This window comes from Longimicrobium sp. (assembly GCF_036387355.1).
Taxonomy (GTDB): domain Bacteria; phylum Gemmatimonadota; class Gemmatimonadetes; order Longimicrobiales; family Longimicrobiaceae; genus Longimicrobium.
Genome location: NZ_DASVTX010000099.1, coordinates 1 through 18921 on the forward strand (window position 1 = coordinate 1; position 18921 = coordinate 18921).

An 18921-nucleotide genomic window follows, 5' to 3' on the forward strand; every position below is an offset into this window, starting at 1 on the left:
GCGGCTTTTGGAAGCGACGCGCGCGTCGCTTCCAAAAGCCGCTTGATCCCCACTAACCCGGTGTCCTTGCAATCGGGGCAGGTCCACTGCAACGATGGTGCGCTTCGGCGGGTGCCGGTGCGGCGTACGGAGGCCCCTCCCCCAAACCCCCTTCGCCCGCTCCGCGCGATCGGGGGAGCTGTTCGGCGCGGCAGGTGATTCGGCGTGGGGCGCCGGGCTGTCCGCCAGGTCGGACGAAGCCCCGATCGTGGACGCGACAACGGCCACGAGTTGGGGCTTACCGCTCTCTTGAGCGGCGGATTCATCCGCTCAGGGGAGACGACGGCCCTCAATGAACCCATTCCCCGAGCCGGAGGAGCCTCACAGCAGTACCGTGAGGCTTTCAGCTGTGGTTGCGGCGACTTCAGTCGCTCAACTCAGCTCAGCTGCTGAAATCCACCCCTCGGAATCAGTTCCCCAGCACCGCGCGCGAGGCGTTGATCAGGCCATAGCCCTGCTCGCTGTGGCGGTTGGGGTAGTATGCCGCGGTCTGCTGCAGGCGGGCGCGCACTTGGTCGCGCGTCATCCCCGGGTTGCGCGACCACACCAGCGCCGCCACCGACCCCACTACCGCGGTCGCGTTGCTGCTGCCGCCCATCTCCACCACGTCGCCCGTGTACTGCCCCGTGCTGGGCACGTCCAGGTACGCCGTGACCTCCACGTCCGCGCCGCGGTGAATGCCGCAGGGCACGCCGCCGCCGGGATAGGTGATCCCCGTCACCGCCATCACCTCGGGCATGTCGGCGGGGAACACGACGTTGCTGTCCAGAATGCCGTCGCCGCAGCCGGAGGTGCCCGCCGCGCCCAGGAACAGCGTGGGCGTGTTGTAGTGCCAGTACTCGATCTCGTCAGACACCTGCCACCACCAGTTCAGGCTCTCCCACGCCATCACGATCACGCGGGCGCCGTTGCTGGCCGCCGTGCGCACGCTCTCCTTGGCGTCGCTGCTGCTCACCGCCGCCACGCCGCTGGACTGGCGCACGCTGATCAGGTTGGAGCGATAGGCGATGCCGCCCACGCTGCCACCGTCCCACGGCGCGGCGATGATGCCGGCCATGCGCGTGCCGTGCCCGCAGCCGTCGTACACACTGCTCTGCGACGCCACCTTCATGAAGCGCAGGGTGCGGCCCGCGCTCGCGCCGCTGGCAAAGGTGCTGGTGAACTGCCCCTGCCCCGACGAGATCCCCGTGTCGATCAGGCCGATGGTGACGCCCGCGCCGCTGCTGTAGTTCCACGCGTTGGGAATGCCCATCGCGGTGAACTTCTGCGAGTACACGTCGCCCGTGGAGGTCAGCTGCCGGTCGCCCGTCCACGCGCTGCCGAAGCCGCAGCCGCCCACGCCCGCGTAGGCGTGCAGGTCGTCCGCCACCATCACCGGCTCCACGTAGTCCACCATGGGCAGCTTGCGCACGGCGGAAAGCGCCGCCTGGTCCGCGAGGCGCACTTCCACGGTGGGCAGCAGGTCATCCGTCTTCACCAGCGACACGCCGCGCTGCGCCAGAATGGCGGCGCGCCCCTGCGTCCACTCCGACCGGTCCACCAGCACGCGCCCGCGGTACGTGCCACGCGCCGCGCCGGGGGCCTTGATGCCCACCACCGCCGTTCCCCCGCCCTGCTGCACGTAGCTCCACAGCTCGGCGTCGCTGCGCTGAATGAGGGTGCCGGGGCGCTCCTGCTCGCGCGTGGGAATCTGCTGCGCGCCGCGGGCCTGGGCGGCGCCGGGGGCGGCGGTGGGCTGCGGCTGGTCGGAGCAGGCGGCGAGCGCGGCGATGCCGGCCGCCAGCATGGAGCGGGGGATGGTACGATTCCGCATGCGGGCCCTCACGTGGGGGATGGACGGCGCACCGCGGCCGCGGCTGCGCCAGAAAACGACTTCCAGGGATCTCCGTCCGATGGAGAGGCCGCCATCTGGCAAGAACGGTGACAGCCATGAATACATCTGTTTTCCGGTTCATCCCCGGAGCGCATCACATTCGGCAACCCAGCCAGAAACCCCCGTGCCCCCTCACAAATCCGGGTAAAACTGGATCATGCGCGCGGGATAGGAGAGCTCGCCCGGGGCTCGTGCAGATTGCCCGTTTCCCGGATTTCTGCCCCGGAACAGGGCGCCCTCCCGCACCAGAATGGGGCGGCAGAGATGGCCCGTGCAACGCTCCATCATTCTCCTGCTCAGGCGTATCATCGACACGCCCGCCGCCGCCCATACACGCCGGGGGAGCCGCCGCGTGCAGGTGAAGTCTCCCCGTCTGTTTGGGGAGACTTTCCGCCGTTGTTGCGGCGACTTCAGTCGCTCACCTGCCACAGCCGGCGCCGACGCAGAAACGCCGGAACCGCGTGATCGCGGCTCCGGCGTCCAACGTCCATCCATCGTCCATCACTGCGTGCGAAGGTCGGGGCTCACGTGCTCCAGGCTCTCCAGCGTGTGCTGGCTCACGTAGGCGCCGTCCCAGCATTGCCCTTCCCGCGCCGCCCAGTTGTCGATGTACGCCTCGTACCCGCCGCCGCGGGTGAGCATGGTGTACGTCGTGGTGACGCGGAGGGTGTCGCCGCGCTGCAGCCCCGCGACTCCGGCGCCGGGGTCGCGCAGCTTTTCCGTCGTGGCGAACACCACGCGGTTCAGGTAGCGCTCGCGGCCGGGCTCCAGGTACTGCACGCGGTCCAGCACCAGCCGCTCGTACGGACCGGGGTTCTCCAGCACCCGCAGGATCACGAGTTCGCCCGCCAGCGACTCGTTGGACGGCTTGCGGCGGCAGAGTTCCGGATCGCCATCAAAGCTCAGCAGCGACGTGCAGCCGCTGAACGACAGCAGCAAGGCGAGCGCGGCGGCCTTCGCCGGGAGAGCACGGGAGCGGGTCATTTCAGATGTATCGACGGGTGACTGCGGACGGCGGGCCCGCATCAACGCGCCAGCCCATCGCTTCCGGACGGGGCGGCGGGTGCCTCGCGCAGGGCACCCGCCGTGGTCCGCAAGACTACTCCCACTCGATGGTCGCCGGCGGCTTGGAACTGATGTCGTAGCACACGCGGTTGATCCCCGTTACCTCGTTGATGATGCGCGTGCTGATGCGCGCCAGGACGTCATGCGGAAACGGATACCAGTCCGCCGTCATTCCATCGCGGCTGGTGACGGCCCGCAGCGCGCAGACGTTTTCGTACGTCCGCTCGTCGCCCATCACCCCCACGCTGCGGACGGGGAGAAGGACCGCGAACGCCTGCCAGATGTCGTCGTACAGCCCGGCGGCGCGGATCTCCTCCAGGTAGATGGTGTCCGCCTGGCGCAGCACCTCCAGCTCGCGCCGGTCAACCGCGCCCAGCACGCGGATCGCCAGCCCGGGGCCGGGGACCGGGTGGCGGCCCACCATCTCCTCCGGCAGCCCCAGTTCGCGCCCCACCTGCCGCACCTCGTCCTTGAACAGCTCCCGCAGCGGCTCGATGAGGGCGAACTTCATGTCCTCCTTCAACCCGCCCACGTTGTGGTGCGTCTTGATGGTGGCGGACGGCCCCTTGACCGACAGCGACTCGATGACGTCCGGGTACAGCGTCCCCTGCACCAGGAACTGCGCGTCGCCGCCCAGCCGCGCCGACGCGTCCTCGAACACGTCGATGAAGGTGTGGCCGATGATCTTGCGCTTGGCCTCGGGATCCTCCACCCCCGCCAGCCGCTCCAGGAACAGCTCGGAGGCGTCTACCACCTCCAGCCGGATCCCCATGTGCGCGCGAAAGGTGCGCTCCACGCTCTCGCGCTCGCCCGCGCGCAGCAGCCCCGTGTCCACGAAAATGCAGGTCAGCTGGTCGCCGATGGCGCGGTGCACCAGCGAGGCGGCCACCGACGAGTCCACGCCGCCGCTGAGCCCGCAGATCACCTGCGCATCCCCCACGGTGGACCGGATCTTCGCGATCTCGTTGTCGATGTAGCTCCCCGCCGTCCACGTGGGCTCGCACCCGCACACGCGGAACACGAAGTTGCCGATCATGTCGGCGCCGCGGGTGGTGTGGGCCACCTCCAGGTGAAACTGCACGCCGTAGATGGGCCGGTCCTCGGCCGCGAAGGCGGCCCAGGGGAGCCCTTCGGTGCTGGCCAGCAGGCGGTACCCCGGCGGCGGCTGGACGACATGGTCGCCGTGGCTCATCCACACCTGCGTGCGCTCGCCGGCGGGGAATCCGTCAAAGATCCCCGTCCCCTCCTCCACCGTAACGTGGGCCCGGCCGTACTCGCGCCGCCCGCGCTCCACCACGCCGCCCTCCAGGTGCGTGATGAGCTGCATGCCGTAGCACACGCCCAGGATGGGAATGCCCATGTGCAGCAGCTGCGGGTCGGCGGTGGGCACGTCTTCGCCGTAGACGGACGACGGGCCGCCGGACAGCACGATCCCCCTGGGCGCCCACTCGCGAATCCACTCCAGCGACCGCGTGGGCGGATGGATTTCGCAGTACACCCGCTCCTCGCGGATGCGCCGCGCGATGAGCTGCGTGAACTGCGACCCGTAGTCGATGATCAGGATGCGGTTGGGATCCACGTTTTCTCCCTGAAAAGGCACGCGCCCGGCATCAGGCCAGGCGCTTGATCATGAGGATTTCGTCCAGCGGCTCACCATCCACCCGCACGGCATCGGGCTCGCGCCCGTACTCCACGAAGCCGTGCCGCTCGTACAGCCGCCGCGCCGGCGGGTTGTGGTCCATCACCGTGAGCTGCACCGTCTGCACCTGCCCCCGCGCGTGGTCCAGGACCGCGTTCACCAGCGCGCCGCCCAGCCCGGTGCCCTGCGCCTCCGGGCGCACGTACATCCCCCACAGCAGCCCCTTGTGGCGCAGCCTGGCGCCGGCGAAGCGCGAAAGGCCCGCGATGCCGGCCAGCGCGCCGCTCACGAACGCGCCCGCCACGAACTGCTCCGCGAGCCGGCGCTCCACCTGCGCGAGCGGCAACCCGTCCTCGTCCTCCGGCGCGTAGCGGAACTGCCGGGGAAAGCGGCGAAAGCCCTCCAGCCGCAGCGCGTGGAACGCCGCCGCGTCGTCCGGGCCCAGTCGTCGGATTCCGTCCATCCCTGCCCCATGCGGCTGCGCACGCGCGTGAAGCGCGGCAATGTACGCGCACTTCCCGCGCGCGGGAAGTGCGCCGCGGGCGCCGGAGCGCGGGGTCCGCGAGCGCGGCCCGTGGCACATGGGAGCGGCTTCGCAATAACTGCTTCCGGGTGCGTCAAGCCGCGCGCAATAGAATTTGTGCGGAGTGTGCGGATTGTACATTCTGCGGCATCGTTTCTGCGGTGCCTTCACCGCGGCGGGTCAGCATCATATGTTTGTGCCCGAACTCACGCGTCGGCGCGGGTTCACGGCCGGACGTTGGTCCCGATTCTCCTCCCTTGATGCCGCGTGCGCTCCGCGCGCTGCCGTTCGCAGTTCTGCTCTCCGGTACCATCATGCTGTGCGTAGGCCGCCGCGCTCTCGCGCTCGCCTTCCTGCCGCTCGCCTTTGCGGGCTGCCAAGACCTGGAACGCGAAGCCCGGCGGGAGTTCAGTCCCGTGAACCGGCTGGCCGCGGAAGCGCAGCCGGCCATGACCGTTCCGCAGCCGGCCCAGGCGCCGCCCCGCCCGCGCGACGGCGCGCCGGCCATCATCCGCGGCATCTACGTCAACGCGTACGTCATGGGCAACCCGGTGCGCGCCCGGGCCATGCTGGCGCTGGCCGACACCACGGAGATCAACGCCTTCGTGGTCGACGTCAAGGACGAGGACGGCGTGCGCTATCACAGCGCCATTCCCATGGCCATGGAGGCCACGCACCCGCGCAGCATCCCCATCCACGACCTCAAGGCCGTCGTGGACACCATGAACGCGCACGGCGTGTATCCCATCGCGCGCATCGTGGTGTTCAAGGACCCGCGGCTGTCGCGCGCACGCCCCGCCTGGTCCATCCACGCCCCGGACGGACGCCCCTGGCGCGACAGGCAGGGCCTCACCTGGGTGAGCCCGTGGAACCGCGACGTGTGGGAGATGAACATCGCCATCGCCGAAGAGGCGGTGCGCGCGGGGTTCCGCGAGATCCAGTTTGACTACGTGCGCTTCCCCGAGGCGTTCTCCAACCTGCCCAGGCAGGTGCACCCGTCCGCCGATTCCGGCGGCACGCGCGCGGACGCCATCGGCGGCTTTCTGGCGGCGGCGCGGGCCCGCATCCATCCCCTGGGCGCCACGGTGACGGCGGACGTGTTCGGGCTGTCGATGAACGAGTCGCGCGACGTGGGCATCGGGCAGCAGTGGGAAAAGATCGCCTCCGAGGTGGACGGCGTGCTCCCCATGGTGTACCCGTCGCATTACTATCCCACGCACCTGCCCGGCATCCGGCGGCCCAACCGCATGCCGTATGAGACGATCAGGCAGGCGGTGGGGATGGGGGTGGTGCGCAACGAGCGGCTGACCGCGGCCGGGGTGGAGCCGGCGCGCATCGTTCCCTGGCTGCAGGCGTTCACGGCCACGTGGAACGACCGGGGCTATCCGTACCGCGCGGAGCAGGCGCGGGCGCAGATCCAGGCGCTGTACGACCTCGGGGTGCAGGACTGGATCTTCTGGCACCCGTCCAGCAACTACGCGCAGATCGCGGGCGCCTTTGCGCGCGAGACCGCGCCGGAGGGCAAGCGCGCCGACATTCCCGCGTCGCTGCGCGCGCACGTGGACCGCATGGACCGTGAAGGCGCCGCCGCCGTCCGCGCCGCCGTGGCCGCCAAGCGCACCCCGTCGCGCTGACCGCGCAGGTACGGTTGATGGTTAGAACGCCACCCGGGCCGCGGTCCGGGTGGCGTTCTTCGTTGCGCCCTCCATGCGTCCGCCGTCGTTCGGATGGCGCGACCGGCGCCCGCGCTGCTCGCGCTGCCCCCCTGCCAGGGCGGCCTCCCCCGCGCCAGTCCTGCCGCCCACCTCGGCGCCGGGCCGTCATTCTGAAGGAGCGTGCGCCGCGCTTTCCCCGGTGCCGGATCCATACGCGACTGAAGAATCCCGGAGCGCAGCATCCGCCGCGTCGCGGTCCGGCGTGGCGTGCACCAGCCTCTCCCGCCGCACCCCAGCCCCCGAGCGCGGCGCGCAACCTGGCGTGCATGGGAGGCGGTGGCGCGGGATTCTTCGGTCGGCGCCAGAGTTTGGTGTGACGGACGGTGCGGCGCGGCGCCTCGCTCAGAATGACACTCGAAGTCCGAGTCGGGTGAGGGGCCCCGGTGCACCTGAGGTGAGGAATCGCGGTGCGCCTAGTGCCATCTCGCGCCGCTCGCGCCGCCCGCGCCGCCCGCGCCGCCCGCGCCGCCCGCGGCGGCCGCGTTGGCCGCGTTGGCCGCGTTGGCCGCGCTGACACGGACCGCGCCACCGGTGTCCTGCCGCCACACCTCGGCGCTGGGGCGCCATTGAAGGAGCGTGCGCCGCGCGTTCCCCGGCGCCGGATCCATACGCGACTGACGAATCCCGGACCGAAGCATCCGCCGCGCCGCGGTCCGGCGTGGCGTGCTCCAGCCTCTCCCGCAGCGTTCGAGCGAGATGCGCAACCCGGCGTGCAAGGGATGCGGTGGCGCACCGCGCGAAGCGCCGGAAAATCCGGGGCACGACGGGCGCCGAATCAGCAACGCCCTCCAGGCCGCGGGCCGGAGGGCGTTTCGGATGAACGACGACCGGAACCGCCGGTCAGTTGCACTCGCGAACCGTCTTCCGCTCCACGAAGCGGATGGGAAGCGTCTGCCGCGCGATCCGCACGGCGTGCACGGGCGCGGTGAGCGCCTGCGTGGTCATGCAGCCCCGGCCCGGCGACGTCTCCACCACCTCCACCACGATCTCGCCCTCCGTTCGCACCGCCCGCTCCACCGTGATCCCGTACCCGCCGGTGGGCCTCGATCCCATCGCCGCCACGATCACCGTCTCCGTCGTGAAGTCGATGGAGGGCCGGGCCGCGCCCTGGCCGTAGATGCGGCCCGTGACGGAGTTCCACGCGCTGTCGCCCGCCACGACCATGCGCGACGTCTCTCCGATACCCGATTGGAAGCGCGAATACCCGCCCAGTTCGGCAAGCGCGACCGGCGTGCCGGCGGGGATCTCGGTGCGGGACGGAACCGCGCTGGGAGACGAGGTGCACGCGGCCGCCAGCACGACGGCCCCCACGGCAAGAGTGCGTAGTGTGTTCATCGGAACAGGCAGGGTTGGGACGGAATGCGATGGTGTTCGATGCGGAATACGATCCACCCGCGCCGGCTGTGACAGCGCGGCGCGGGTGGATCGTGGATCAGAGCCCGATTTCCGCGGCCACCAGGTCGTCCAGCGTTTCGCGGCGGCGCACCAGCGTTGCCTGGGCACCATCCACCAGCACCTCCGCCGGCCGGGTGCGCTGGTTGTACTGGCTGCTCATGGAAAACCCGTACGCGCCCACCGTCATGATGGAAAGCAGCTCGCCGGGCCTGGGGATCTCCATCTCGCGGTCCAGCGCCAGAAAGTCGCCCGTTTCGCAGATGGGGCCCACCACGTCCACCTGCCCGCGCTCGCGCCCCGCGGCGGCCACCGGCTCCACCGCGTGCCAGCCGGAATAGTGGCTGGGGCGCAGCAGGTCGTTCATTCCCGCGTCGGTGATCACGAAGCGCTTGCCCCCGCCCTCCTTGACGTACAGCACGCGGGTCAGCAGCGCCCCGGCCTCGCCCACCAGAAAGCGGCCGGGCTCCACCACCAGCTGCAGCCCCGTTTCCGCCACCAGCGGAACGATCTCCGCAGCCCAGTCCGTCGCGGAAATGCGCTCGCCGCCCTCGTAGCTGATCCCCAGGCCGCCGCCCAGGTCCAGGAACTCCAGGTCCACCTCCGACTGGCGCAGGTGGTAGGCTAGGTCCAGCACGTACTCCAGCGCCTGCCGGAACGGGCCCACCTCCAGGATCTGCGAGCCGATGTGCACGTCAATGCCGCGCACGCGGATCCCCGGCATCTTGGCGGCGATGTTGTACAGCGAGCGCGCCCGCACCGCCGCGATGCCGAACTTGGTGGCAGCGTGGCCGGTGCGGGTGTAGGCGTGGGGCGTGGGCGTGTCGATGTCCGGATTCACGCGCAGGGCCACCGGCGCGCGCGTCCCCATGGCGCACGCCAGGTCGCTCAGGGCGCACAGCTCGCCCTCGCTTTCCACGTTGAAGGCCTTGATGCCCGCGTTGAGGCCGGCGGCCAGTTCGTGCACCGTCTTGCCCACCCCGCTGAACATGATGCGGTCCGCGGGAATGCCGGCCAGCAGCGCACGGTGCAGCTCGCCCCCGCTCACGATGTCGGCGCCCGCGCCCATGGCGGCCAGGGTGCGCAGCACGCCCAGGTTGCCGTTTGCCTTGACCGAGTACGCGATCAGATGCGGCACCGGCGCCAGCGCGCCGTCCAGCTCCTGGAACCGCTCGCGGATGGCGCCCGCGCTGTACACGTACAGCGGCGTGCCCCACCGGTTCACCAGGTCGGCCAGCGGCACGTCTTCGCAATGCAGAACGCCGTTCGCGCGCGGAAACGACTGCGCGGCCAGCGGCGGGATCATGGTTTCTTCCGGCACCCCGTCACCTCTCCCGTACGAGGATGGCCCCGCGCACGCCGCGCGGGCCCTGCTTCATCAAGCGCATTGACGCGCGTCTGCAACCGATGCACAGTGTGGGGCACCCCGGAGCGCGGATCGCCGCGCCCGGGCCGACTCCCCGCACCGGAGGACCCGCCATGCGTCTTCGACCCGCCCTCGCCCACGCCGTCTTTGCGGGGCTGATGGCCGCCGCGCCGCCCGCCGCGGCGCAGACCACACCGCTGACCCTGGACGCCTCCACCCTCGCCTCGCTGCAGGCCCGGCTGGACCGGTTCGCCGGCGGCCTGCCAGCGGAAGAACGCGCGCTCTGGAACGGCGTGCTGCTGCGCGCCGCCTCCGCGCCCGCCGGGGGCGCGGAAGTCCGCGTCCTCCCCATCCTGCAGATCGGCCCCGGCGGCGGATGCGACGGCCAGGGCGTGGACGACCGGCCCAACCGCGTGGGCATCATCATCCAGGGCGGCCGGGCGAACGGCTCCGGCATCATCATCCAGGGCGGCCGTACCGCCTCCACGCCGGGCGGACGGTCGCCGGCCGGGGTGCGACCCGGCTCTCCCGGGGACGTGCGCCGGCCCACGGACGCCGTGTCCATCGGCCCCAAGCAGGAAGATCCCGTCCGGCCCGCTCCGGAGATGCTGGGCCGCCGGCTCACCGACCTTTCGGCGCAGCTGCCCGCGCCGGAGCGCGGCGCGCTGGAGTGGCTGCTGACCCGCGCAGCCCAGGCGCCGGAAGGCCGCCCCGCCACTCCCGGCGGGCTGCCGCCCGGAGCGGCGGTATCGTCGGCGCCGGCCGGCCGCTCCGCGACGCCCGGAGGACGCCCGAGCGCGGCCGTGGCGCGCCCCTCAGGCCAGCCGGGCCCCGGCGGGCTCCCCGCTGGCACCTCCGTCTCGCTGCGGCAGGCGCTGGGGATCGACGCCGTCTCCATCGGACCCAAGCAGGAGGACCCCACCCGCGGCCCGCCCCGCTCCGTGACGCAGTGGACGCTGCGCTACTGAGCTCCTGACCGTGTGACGGACGGAAGTACGGACGCGGCGTCCGTACTCCCGTCCTGCAACGCCCTCAGTACGCCTTGGCCCAGATCGCTTCGTGCGCGGAGGGCTGGCCGCACACCAGGCACGCGGACGGAGCCGACGGCGAGCGGAACTCCTGGAAGGGGAGGCAGCGGATGGTGGCCCTGGTCTCTTCCTTCACCTTGTCCTCGCACGCGCCCGCTCCGCACCAGCCGGCGTAGACAAAGCCGCCCGTGCCCTCCATGATCTCGCGGAACCGGTCGTACGAGGTCACGTCGCGGTACGAGTTGGCCTCGCGGCGCGCGCGGGCCCGCTCCAGCAGGAACGACTGGTAGTCCTCCAGCCGCTGCGGCAGCGACGCCAGCACCTCGGCTTCGGGAAGGAACTCCTTGCGCTGCTCGCCTTCCGGAATGCGCCGGGCCAGCACCACCTGCCCCTTGGCGATGTCCTTGGGGCCCACTTCCAGGCGGAAGGGAACGCCCTTCATCTCCCACTCAAAGAACTTGGCGCCGGGCGTGAGCTTTTCGCGGTCGTCAACGTGCGTTCGCACGCCGGGGAGCGCCGCCACGATCTCGCGCGCCTTGCCCAGCACCAGGTCGCGCTCCTCGTCCTTGCGGTAGATGGGGACGATGACGACCTGGATGGGCGCCACGCGCGGCGGCATCACCAGCCCCGCGTCATCGCCGTGCGTCATGATGAGCCCGCCGATCATGCGCGTGCTGACGCCCCACGACGTGTTCCAGGCGTACTCCTCGGCCCCCGTCTCGCTGGCGAACTTCAGCTCGAACTGCTTGGCGAAGTTCTGCCCCAGGTTGTGCGAGGTGCCGTTCTGGAGCGCCTTGTTGTCGCCCATCATGGCCTCGCACGTGTACGTGCGCAGCGCGCCGGCAAAGCGCTCGCTCTCGCTCTTTTCACCCACCACCACCGGCATGGCCAGGTACTCTTCCATGAACTCGCGGTACACGCCCAGCATCTGCAGCGACTCCGCCTCGGCCTCGTCGTGCGTCGCGTGCGCGGTGTGCCCCTCCTGCCACAGGAACTCGGCCGTGCGCAGGAACAGGCGGGTGCGCATTTCCCAGCGGACGACGTTGGCCCACTGGTTGTACAGCAGGGGCAGGTCGCGGTAGCTCTGCACCCACTTGCTGAACATCTCGTAGATGATCGTTTCCGACGTGGGGCGAACGATCAGCGGCTCTTCCAGCTTGCTGTCCGGGTCGGGGATCAGCTTGCCGTCGTCCGTGGCCTTGAGGCGCGTGTGGGTGACGATGGCGGCTTCCTTGGCGAAGCCCTCCACGTGCTTGGCCTCGCGCTCCAGAAAGCTCTGGGGGATGAACAGCGGAAAGTACGCGTTCTGGTGGCCGGTCTCCTTGAAGCGCAGGTCCAGCCGGTCGCGCATGAGTTCCCACAGGCGGTAGCCGTACGGACGGATGACCATGCATCCGCGCACGGGCGAGTAGTCCGCCAGTTCGGCCTTGAGCACCACTTCGTTGTACCACGCGCTGAAGTCGTCCGTCTGCGCGGTCAGTGCCTTTTCGTTGGCCATTGCCCCTGTATGTGCGTGGTCCGCCGCCCCGTGGGACAGCGGACCGGGTGGGTTTGCGGGATGATGATCAGGCGAAGATGTCGCGCACCGGAAGCCGCCACCCGGGCACCACGTCATCCCCGTCTATGACGTCCGCTTCCGCCAGTTCCACGACGTCTAGGCCGGATCGATGCACGGTGACGGTGCGGTTTTCCGGATCCACCACGAGCACCATGCGGGTACCCGCCGCGATGTACTCGCGCACCTTGGTCCTCACCTCGCCGTACCGGTCGTACGGCGAAACGACCTCCACCGCCAGGTCAGGCGCGCCACGGAAGAACCCGGGCGACGCGCCGGGAGCGGAAAGCCGGTCAGCCCGCACGAAAGCCACATCGGGCGCACGCACCGTGTCGGGGTCGCTCTCCAGCACGTGACCCACCTCGAAACGCACTCGTCCAAGCTGGCGGAGGTGGACATGCGCGTCGAGCGACCGGTTGATGTTCTGAGCCGCGTCCCCGTGCCGTTCCCCCGCAGGGCTCATCTCCCGGATCTCCCCGTTTACGAGTTCCCGGCGAATGCCGTCATTCGGCATCGCAAGGAGCTCATCCGCCGTGATGAAGCGAAGTTGTGTGGCCATACGTCACCTCGGAACTGCGGACGGGTTCGGCTCAGTTAATCACGATCAGCGAAGATGTCGCGCACCGGCAGCCGCCACCCGGGCACCACGTCCCCGCCTTCCAGCACGTCGTTTTCCGTCAGCACCGTAACCTCCGTGCGCGAGCGGTGGACGGCAACGGTCAGGCGCGCCGGATCTACGACCACAACCATCCGTGTGCCCGCGTCCAGATACTCCCCGACCTTGTCCAGCACGTCGCGCGCGCGGTCCGTGGGCGAGACTACCTCCACCGCGAGGTCGGGCGGCCCGGGCCAGAAGCCCCGGGTACGCCCGATCTGCCGGACGCGCTCACTGCGGATGAAGGAGGCATCGGGAAGCCGGACCGTGTCAGGATCCGAGTGCAGCCTGTAGCTGGTTTCCGGGACTGCCTTGCCCAGCTTTCGCGCACGGACGTACGGGCGGAGTTCATCCAGGATGTTCCCCACGATGTCGCTGTGCTCAAGCCCTGGAGGCGTCATCTCGCGAAGCTCACCGTACACGAGCTCGCGGCGGGTGCCGTCATTCGGCATCGCCATGAACTCGTCTGCAGTCATCCACTCAAGCTGTGTGGCCATGGATCACCTCGGGACTGCGAAACAGCAAAGACTTCCGGTTCTACTCCTCGGGCGCACCAGGCGTGCCCGCGCCGGCGCGGAGGTCACAACGCCGGCGCGAGCGTCACGGCCGGCCGACCTCGGCCAGGGGAACGCGCCGCTCCTGCCCGCTCCCCGTCTCGCGGACGAGAGCCACGCCCTCCGCGGCCTCTTCCGGCCCGATGACGACGGTGTGGCGCGCGCCCAGCGCGGAGGCGGTCTTGAACTGCCTGTTGCGCCCCGCCTCGGGGAGCGTGTACTCCACCACGTGCCCTAGGTCGCGCAGCGCGTGCGCCAGCCCCAGCAGGGCCGGGCGCTCGGCGGGCGTGCCGGCGACCAGGTAGTAGTCCACCACGTGCTTCGTGGAGGGCAGCAGGCCTCGGTCCGTCAGCAGCTCCTTGAGCACCACGTCGCCCATGCCGAAGCCCAGCGCGGGCATGTCGACCCCGGCGATCTGCTTGAGCAGGTTGTCGTAGCGCCCGCCGCCGCAGATGGCGCGCAGCTCGCCGCGCGTGTCGAACAGCTCGAACACCGTCCCCGTGTAGTACGCCAGCCCGCGGACGATGGAAAGGTCGAAGCGCACGTACTCGCCCAGCCCCATGTGCCCCAGCGCGGCGAACAGCTCCCCCACGCGGGCGATCTCCGGCGCCACGCCCTCCGTGTCCCCGTACGCCTGGCGCACGGCCTCGAAGTCCGTGTGGCGAAAGATGTCGAGCACGCGCTCCGCCGCGTCCGCCGCCAGGCCGGCCTCGGCGCGCAGGCGCGCGGCGACGGCCTCGCGCGTCTCCCGCTCCAGCTTGTCGACGATGTTGTACACCAGCACCAGCTGGTCCTCGGGCGTGCCCGCGTGCAGCAGCAGCGCGCGCAGCAGCCCGCGGTCCGACACGCGCGCCACGAAGTCTTGGTGCGTGAGCCCAAAGGCGCGCAGCATGTCGATGGCCGCGGCGAGCAGCTCGGCGTCCGCCGCGACGTCCGCCTCGCCCAGGATGTCGAGGTTGAGCTGAAAGTGCTCGCGCAGGCGGCCGCGCTGGGCACGCTCGTACCGGAACAGCTGCGGCACGGCGAACCACTTGATGGGCTTGCGCATGCCGTTGGCGCGCGCGCCGGCCATGCGGGCCAGCGTGGGCGTCATTTCCGGGCGCATGGCGACGTCGCGGTCGCCCTTGTCCTTGAAGTTGTAGAGCTGCTGAACGATCTCCGGCCCCGACTTTTCGGTGTAGAGCTCCAGCGGCTCCAGCGGAGGCCCGTCGTATTCCTGGAATCCGTAGCGGCGCGCCACCTCGCGCCACGCCGCGATGATGTGCGAGCGGATGGCGAGGTCGTCGGGATAGAAGTCCCGGAAGCCGGGCAGCGCCTGAAAGTTTGCGTTCGACATAGGCCGGGAATCTAGCCGGTTTCGCCCCCGCTCAGCAACCGCTTGCCGTTCCCGCCACGGCTGGTACGCCGGCAGAAAAGCCGGGCGGGCACACGGGCGCGGAGGCGGGACACACGCGCGACACGGACCCGCTGCGCTGTCCGTCGCCGTGCCCGAAACCAGGCCGAGTTGATTGGCTCCATCCGGAGCGGAGCGCTGCTGGGGCTTCTCGTCCTCGCCTCGGTGCCACCGTCACGACACGCACGCCCGTTCTCACAGGCATGGCAGATCCTTCGTCGGCGCCAGACTTCGGTGTGTCCGAAAGTGCCTCCGGCGCCTCCTCAGGATGACAAGTTCCTGCGCGACAGCAAGTTGGCTACACACATTCTGTCATCCTGAGCGGAGCGCGGCACCGGCTTCCGCCACACCGACCCGTGGCGCGGAGTCGAAGGATCTACTTGCCGCCGAGCCAACGTCGCGACACGCACGCCCGTTCTCACAGGCATAGCAGATCCTTCGTCGGCGCCAGATTTCGGTGTGTCCGAAAGTGCCTTCGGCGCCTCCTCAGGATGACAAAACCCTTCACGGTGACGACTTAGAAACCCATCACGATGGTGGCGCTGAACGTCCTCGGGCATCGTCTTCGCGCGCGAGCCCGCGCAGCCAGCCCGGCCGGTCGCGATCAACGGTTCGCGCTCTCCTGCGGATGTCCGCCGGGGGCGGAAAGTGCACCGCCGTTTGCCTGACGCGCGGCAACGCTCTTGCCCGGCGGACGCCGCATGTCGCTGCTCGCGGTAGACCTGGGGCTCCGTACGGGGCTGGCGTTGTACGGCGCGGACGGGCGCCTGATCTGGTACCGGTCGCAGAACTTCGGCTCGGCGGCGCGGCTGCGGCGCGCCGTGCACGGGCTGCTGCACACGCTGCCGGACCTGCGCTGGCTGGTGATGGAGGGCGGCGGAAACCTCGCCGAGATCTGGGAGAAAGAGGGGAACCGCCGCGGGCTGGAGGTGCGCCGCATTGGCGCGGACGTGTGGCGGCGGGAACTGCTGTGGGACCGCGAACAGCGGACGGGCGCGGCGGCCAAGCACAACGCCGACCCGCTGGCCCGAAGGGTGATCGACTGGTCCGGCGCGCCCCGCCCCACCTCGCTGCGCCACGACGCCGCCGAAGCCATCCTCATCGGCCTCTGGGGCGTGCTCCACGCCGGCCTCCTCCCCGCCCTCCCGCCCGATCTCCGCCGCTGACCCACATTTCTTTCGCATCGCAGCCCCCCCGCCAACGACGATCGGTTTGCGCCACGCATTGACAACGGCAGCTCCGTCGCCCCAACCTACGCGAAGGCGGCCGCTCCGGTTCGCCGGTCAGTCTTCACGCATGGGAAGGAATCATATGCCGACGCAAGTTTATGCCGTGGTGCACGACGGGCACCAGAACTTTCTGCTGGCGATCAAGAACGACCGCGGGTATTTCTTCCACAACCCGAACGGGCCGGGGGGCGCCATCGTCCCCGCGGGACAGCAACTCAATGGTGGAGGCAGCTACGCCCTGCCCGGCGGAGGGCTGGCGGGCGCGCCGGCGGACGGCGCCCGGCAGGAGTTCCTGGAAGAAACGAACGTGGACCTCGCCGGGTTCCAGTTTCAGCTGCATCCCGCGGCGTACAACGGCGTCCAGAGCCCGCAGTGGGACTACTGGGGCGTGTTCTTTCAGGTGTCCCAAGACGACTTCCAGACCATCAGCAGCCAGGTGGAAGCCAATCTGGACGCGTGCACTCAGGCGTCCAACGCCGTCCGCGACGGCACCTATGGCGCCGGACAGTACGTGCAGCTGCGAGCGGCGTTCCCCGGCTGCCCCGCGGACGACGAGCTGGACTCCATTCACGAATGGAACCTCGCGGCGCAGTGGCCCGACATCCAGCAGTGGCAGGGAAGCCAGACCCTGGGCTGGTACTACAACATCCTGGATTACTGGCGCCAGAACCCCTGAGCCCCGGCCACAGATTCAGCCGGGAGCGATTCCCAGTGCTTCCAGCGCATCGCCCACGGTGTGCACGGAGCCGGTGACGAGCACGGTGCCATAGGGCGCCATCGTCTCCGCGCGCATCACGGCGGCAGGCAGGTCGGGGATCACGCGGACGGGGATGTCCGTCGTCAGACTCGCGGCGACGCCATCCACGCTCCACCTGCGGTCTTCCGGCGCGGAAGACGGAACGGTGAGGATCGCGGCGTGTGCCCGTGCGAGCAGCGGCGGCAGCATCTCCGCCCAATTCTTGTCCGCCAGCACCGAGGCCAGCAGCACGACCGGCGGATCGAGCGTCATGCCGTCCAGCGCCGCGCACAGCGCCTGCACCCCGGCGGGGTTGTGCGCCACGTCAAAGATCCACGTCCCGCCGCGGATGCGCTCCACCTGCATCCGCCCCGCCCAGCGGACCGCCGCGAATCCCCGTTCCACGTCCTCCCACGACGGCGCGTGGTCCGCCGGCAGCAGCGCCAGCAGTTCCGCCGCGAGCGCCGCGTTGCGCGCCTGGTGCTCGCCGATGAGCGGAACGTGCACCTCGCGCTCGCCCCAGCGCGCGGACCGCAGGCGAAAGCGCGTCCCGTCCAGCGACAGCCGCACGCCCTCCACCTCCGCCACCTCGTCCAGCACCGACAGCGGCGCGCCGGCCGCCTCAGCCCGCGCGCGCAGCACCGCGAGCGGCCTCGGCGCGGACTCGCCCGTGACCGCGGGCACGCCGGGCTTGAAGATCCCCGCCTTTTCCGCCGCGATCGCCTCCACGGTGTCGCCCAGGTACTCGGTGTGGTCCAGCGCCACGTTGGTCACCGCGCAGGCCAGCGGGGCCAGCACGTTGGTGCTGTCCAGCCGCCCGCCCAGCCCCACCTCCACCACGGCCAGCTCCACCCCCGCGCGGGCGAAGCACAGAAAGGCGAGCGCCGTCGTCGCCTCAAAGAACGTCGCGCCGCTCGCCTCGATCGCGGGGCGCAGTTCCGCCTCGCACGCGGCCAGCAGCGCCTCGGCCACCGGCCGCCCGGCGACGCGGATGCGCTCGGGAAAGCGCACCAGGTGCGGCGACGTGTACAGCCCCGTCACCCGCCCGGGGCGCGCCGCCCGCAGCACGGACTCGCACAGCGCGGACACGGAGCCCTTGCCGTTGGTCCCTGCCACGTGCAGGGATGCGAAACGCCGGTGCGGATGGTCCGCACCGGCGAGAAGCGCCTCCGTCCGTTCCAGCCCCCACCGGATTCCGCCCGTGGTGCGCGCAAAGAGCCACGCGGCGGGATCGTCCGCCCTCACGCCGCTTCGGGCGCCCGCAGCGTTTCCGACGCGGGAAGCCCGAGCATGTGCCGCAGCGTGCGCGACAGGTACGCCTTCATCTGCCGGCGGTCCACGATGTCGTCCAGCATCCCGTGCTCCAGCAGGAACTCCGCCCGCTGAAAGCCCTCGGGAAGCTCCTGCTTGATGGTCTGCTCGATCACCCGCGGCCCGGCGAACCCGATCAGCGCGTTGGGCTCCGACAGGTTCAGGTCGCCCAGCATGGCGTACGACGCCGTCACGCCTCCCGTGGTGGGGTCCGTCAGCAGCGACACGTACGGCACGCCGGCCTCCTGCATCTGCGCCAGCACCGCAGAGGTCTTGGCCATCTGCATCAGCGAAAAGATCCCCTCCATCATCCGCGCCCCGCCGGACGCGGACACGATGATGAGCGGCTTGCGCCCTTCCAGCGCCCGCAGCCCCGCGCGCGCCAGCTTTTCGCCCACCACGGAGCCCATCGATCCGCCGATGAAGCTGAAGTCCATCACCCCCAGCTCCACCGGAATGCCGTCCAGCGTGCCCGCGCCCGTGAGCGCCGCGTCGCCGTGCGCGCTCTTGCGCTCCGCGGCGGCCAGGCGGTCGCGGTACGGCTTCAGGTCCACGAAGCCCAGCGGGTCCGCCGAGCGCAGGTCGCGGTCGGCCTCGGCAAAGCTCCCCTCATCCGTCAGCAGCGCAACGTAGCCGTCGGCCGAAAGGCGCAGGTGAAAGGCGCAGTTGGGGCAGACGTTCCAGTTTTCCTTGAGCTTCTGCGTGTACAGGATCTCGGAGCAGTTGGGGCACTTTTCCCAGAGCTCGCCGGGCAGGTCGCGGCGGTCTGTCGCCTGCAGGCGCGTCTTGGGCTTGCGGAACCAGGCCATGGAAACCGGATTGTGTCAGGAAAAGAACGGAGGCGGGCC

At 70.3% G+C, this 18921-nt stretch carries 17 protein-coding genes; 4 read left to right on the forward strand and 13 right to left on the reverse strand.

What is annotated here, in order from left to right:
- Window positions 1-448: 448 nt before the first annotated feature.
- The 4 genes from VF665_RS04660 to VF665_RS04675 all read right to left on the reverse strand — a co-directional run bounded on the left by VF665_RS04660 (window position 449) and on the right by VF665_RS04675 (window position 5079).
- Window positions 449-1852, reverse strand: coding sequence for a S8/S53 family peptidase (locus VF665_RS04660; protein ID WP_331052248.1), 1404 nt, complete (start codon window positions 1850-1852; stop codon window positions 449-451).
- A 561-nt stretch (window positions 1853-2413) separates the two neighbouring features.
- Window positions 2414-2896, reverse strand: a complete 483-nt coding sequence (locus tag VF665_RS04665; RefSeq protein WP_331052249.1) for a hypothetical protein — start codon at window positions 2894-2896, stop codon at window positions 2414-2416.
- Between the two features lie 115 nt (window positions 2897-3011).
- Window positions 3012-4556, reverse strand: coding sequence for a glutamine-hydrolyzing GMP synthase (gene guaA, locus VF665_RS04670; protein ID WP_331052250.1), 1545 nt, complete (start codon window positions 4554-4556; stop codon window positions 3012-3014).
- A 31-nt stretch (window positions 4557-4587) separates the two neighbouring features.
- On the reverse strand, window positions 4588-5079 hold the full coding sequence (locus VF665_RS04675; RefSeq protein WP_331052251.1) for a GNAT family N-acetyltransferase: 492 nt from the start codon (window positions 5077-5079) through the stop codon (window positions 4588-4590).
- 374 nt (window positions 5080-5453) lie between these two features.
- On the opposite strand from VF665_RS04675, the gene VF665_RS04680 reads away from it, so the two are divergent.
- Window positions 5454-6773, forward strand: coding sequence for a putative glycoside hydrolase (locus tag VF665_RS04680; protein WP_331052252.1), 1320 nt, complete (start codon window positions 5454-5456; stop codon window positions 6771-6773).
- Window positions 6774-7267: 494 nt separating this feature from the next.
- On the opposite strand, the gene VF665_RS04685 is transcribed toward VF665_RS04680, so the two are convergent.
- The 3 genes from VF665_RS04685 to lysA form a co-directional block, all read right to left on the reverse strand.
- Window positions 7268-7462 (reverse strand): hypothetical protein, encoded by a 195-nt coding sequence (locus VF665_RS04685; RefSeq protein ID WP_331052253.1) that lies wholly within the window; start codon window positions 7460-7462, stop codon window positions 7268-7270.
- A gap of 232 nt (window positions 7463-7694) precedes the next feature.
- Window positions 7695-8189, reverse strand: coding sequence for a protease complex subunit PrcB family protein (locus VF665_RS04690; RefSeq protein WP_331052254.1), 495 nt, complete (start codon window positions 8187-8189; stop codon window positions 7695-7697).
- Window positions 8190-8286: 97 nt separating this feature from the next.
- Window positions 8287-9567, reverse strand: coding sequence for a diaminopimelate decarboxylase (gene lysA, locus VF665_RS04695; protein ID WP_331052255.1), 1281 nt, complete (start codon window positions 9565-9567; stop codon window positions 8287-8289).
- 158 nt (window positions 9568-9725) lie between these two features.
- Between lysA and VF665_RS04700 the strand changes: the two genes are divergently transcribed.
- Window positions 9726-10580: a hypothetical protein gene (locus VF665_RS04700; RefSeq protein WP_331052256.1), complete on the forward strand. Its 855-nt coding sequence runs from the start codon at window positions 9726-9728 to the stop codon at window positions 10578-10580.
- Between the two features lie 64 nt (window positions 10581-10644).
- On the opposite strand, the gene proS is transcribed toward VF665_RS04700, so the two are convergent.
- The 4 genes from proS to hisS all read right to left on the reverse strand — a co-directional run bounded on the left by proS (window position 10645) and on the right by hisS (window position 14740).
- Window positions 10645-12138: a proline--tRNA ligase gene (gene proS / locus VF665_RS04705; protein WP_331052257.1), complete on the reverse strand. Its 1494-nt coding sequence runs from the start codon at window positions 12136-12138 to the stop codon at window positions 10645-10647.
- A gap of 67 nt (window positions 12139-12205) precedes the next feature.
- A complete protein-coding gene (locus VF665_RS04710) occupies window positions 12206-12754 on the reverse strand; it encodes a Uma2 family endonuclease (protein ID WP_331052258.1) in 549 nt (182 codons plus the stop codon).
- A gap of 35 nt (window positions 12755-12789) precedes the next feature.
- Window positions 12790-13347 carry a Uma2 family endonuclease gene (locus VF665_RS04715; RefSeq protein ID WP_331052259.1) on the reverse strand — a complete coding sequence of 186 codons (558 nt, stop codon included), beginning with the start codon at window positions 13345-13347 and terminating at the stop codon, window positions 12790-12792.
- 103 nt (window positions 13348-13450) lie between these two features.
- Window positions 13451-14740, reverse strand: coding sequence for a histidine--tRNA ligase (gene hisS / locus VF665_RS04720; protein WP_331052260.1), 1290 nt, complete (start codon window positions 14738-14740; stop codon window positions 13451-13453).
- A 758-nt stretch (window positions 14741-15498) separates the two neighbouring features.
- On the opposite strand from hisS, the gene VF665_RS04725 reads away from it, so the two are divergent.
- Complete coding sequence (locus tag VF665_RS04725) at window positions 15499-15963, forward strand: hypothetical protein (RefSeq protein WP_331052261.1); 465 nt, start codon at window positions 15499-15501, stop codon at window positions 15961-15963.
- Between the two features lie 145 nt (window positions 15964-16108).
- A complete protein-coding gene (locus VF665_RS04730; RefSeq protein WP_331052262.1) occupies window positions 16109-16702 on the forward strand; it encodes a hypothetical protein in 594 nt (197 codons plus the stop codon).
- A 15-nt stretch (window positions 16703-16717) separates the two neighbouring features.
- On the opposite strand, the gene VF665_RS04735 is transcribed toward VF665_RS04730, so the two are convergent.
- Window positions 16718-18007, reverse strand: a complete 1290-nt coding sequence (locus VF665_RS04735) for a folylpolyglutamate synthase/dihydrofolate synthase family protein (RefSeq protein WP_331052263.1) — start codon at window positions 18005-18007, stop codon at window positions 16718-16720.
- Entirely contained in the window at window positions 18004-18882 is an 879-nt protein-coding gene (gene accD / locus VF665_RS04740; RefSeq protein WP_331052264.1) for an acetyl-CoA carboxylase, carboxyltransferase subunit beta, read from the reverse strand. Before accD ends, VF665_RS04735 begins: the two co-directional genes overlap by 4 nt.
- Window positions 18883-18921 lie beyond the last annotated feature (39 nt).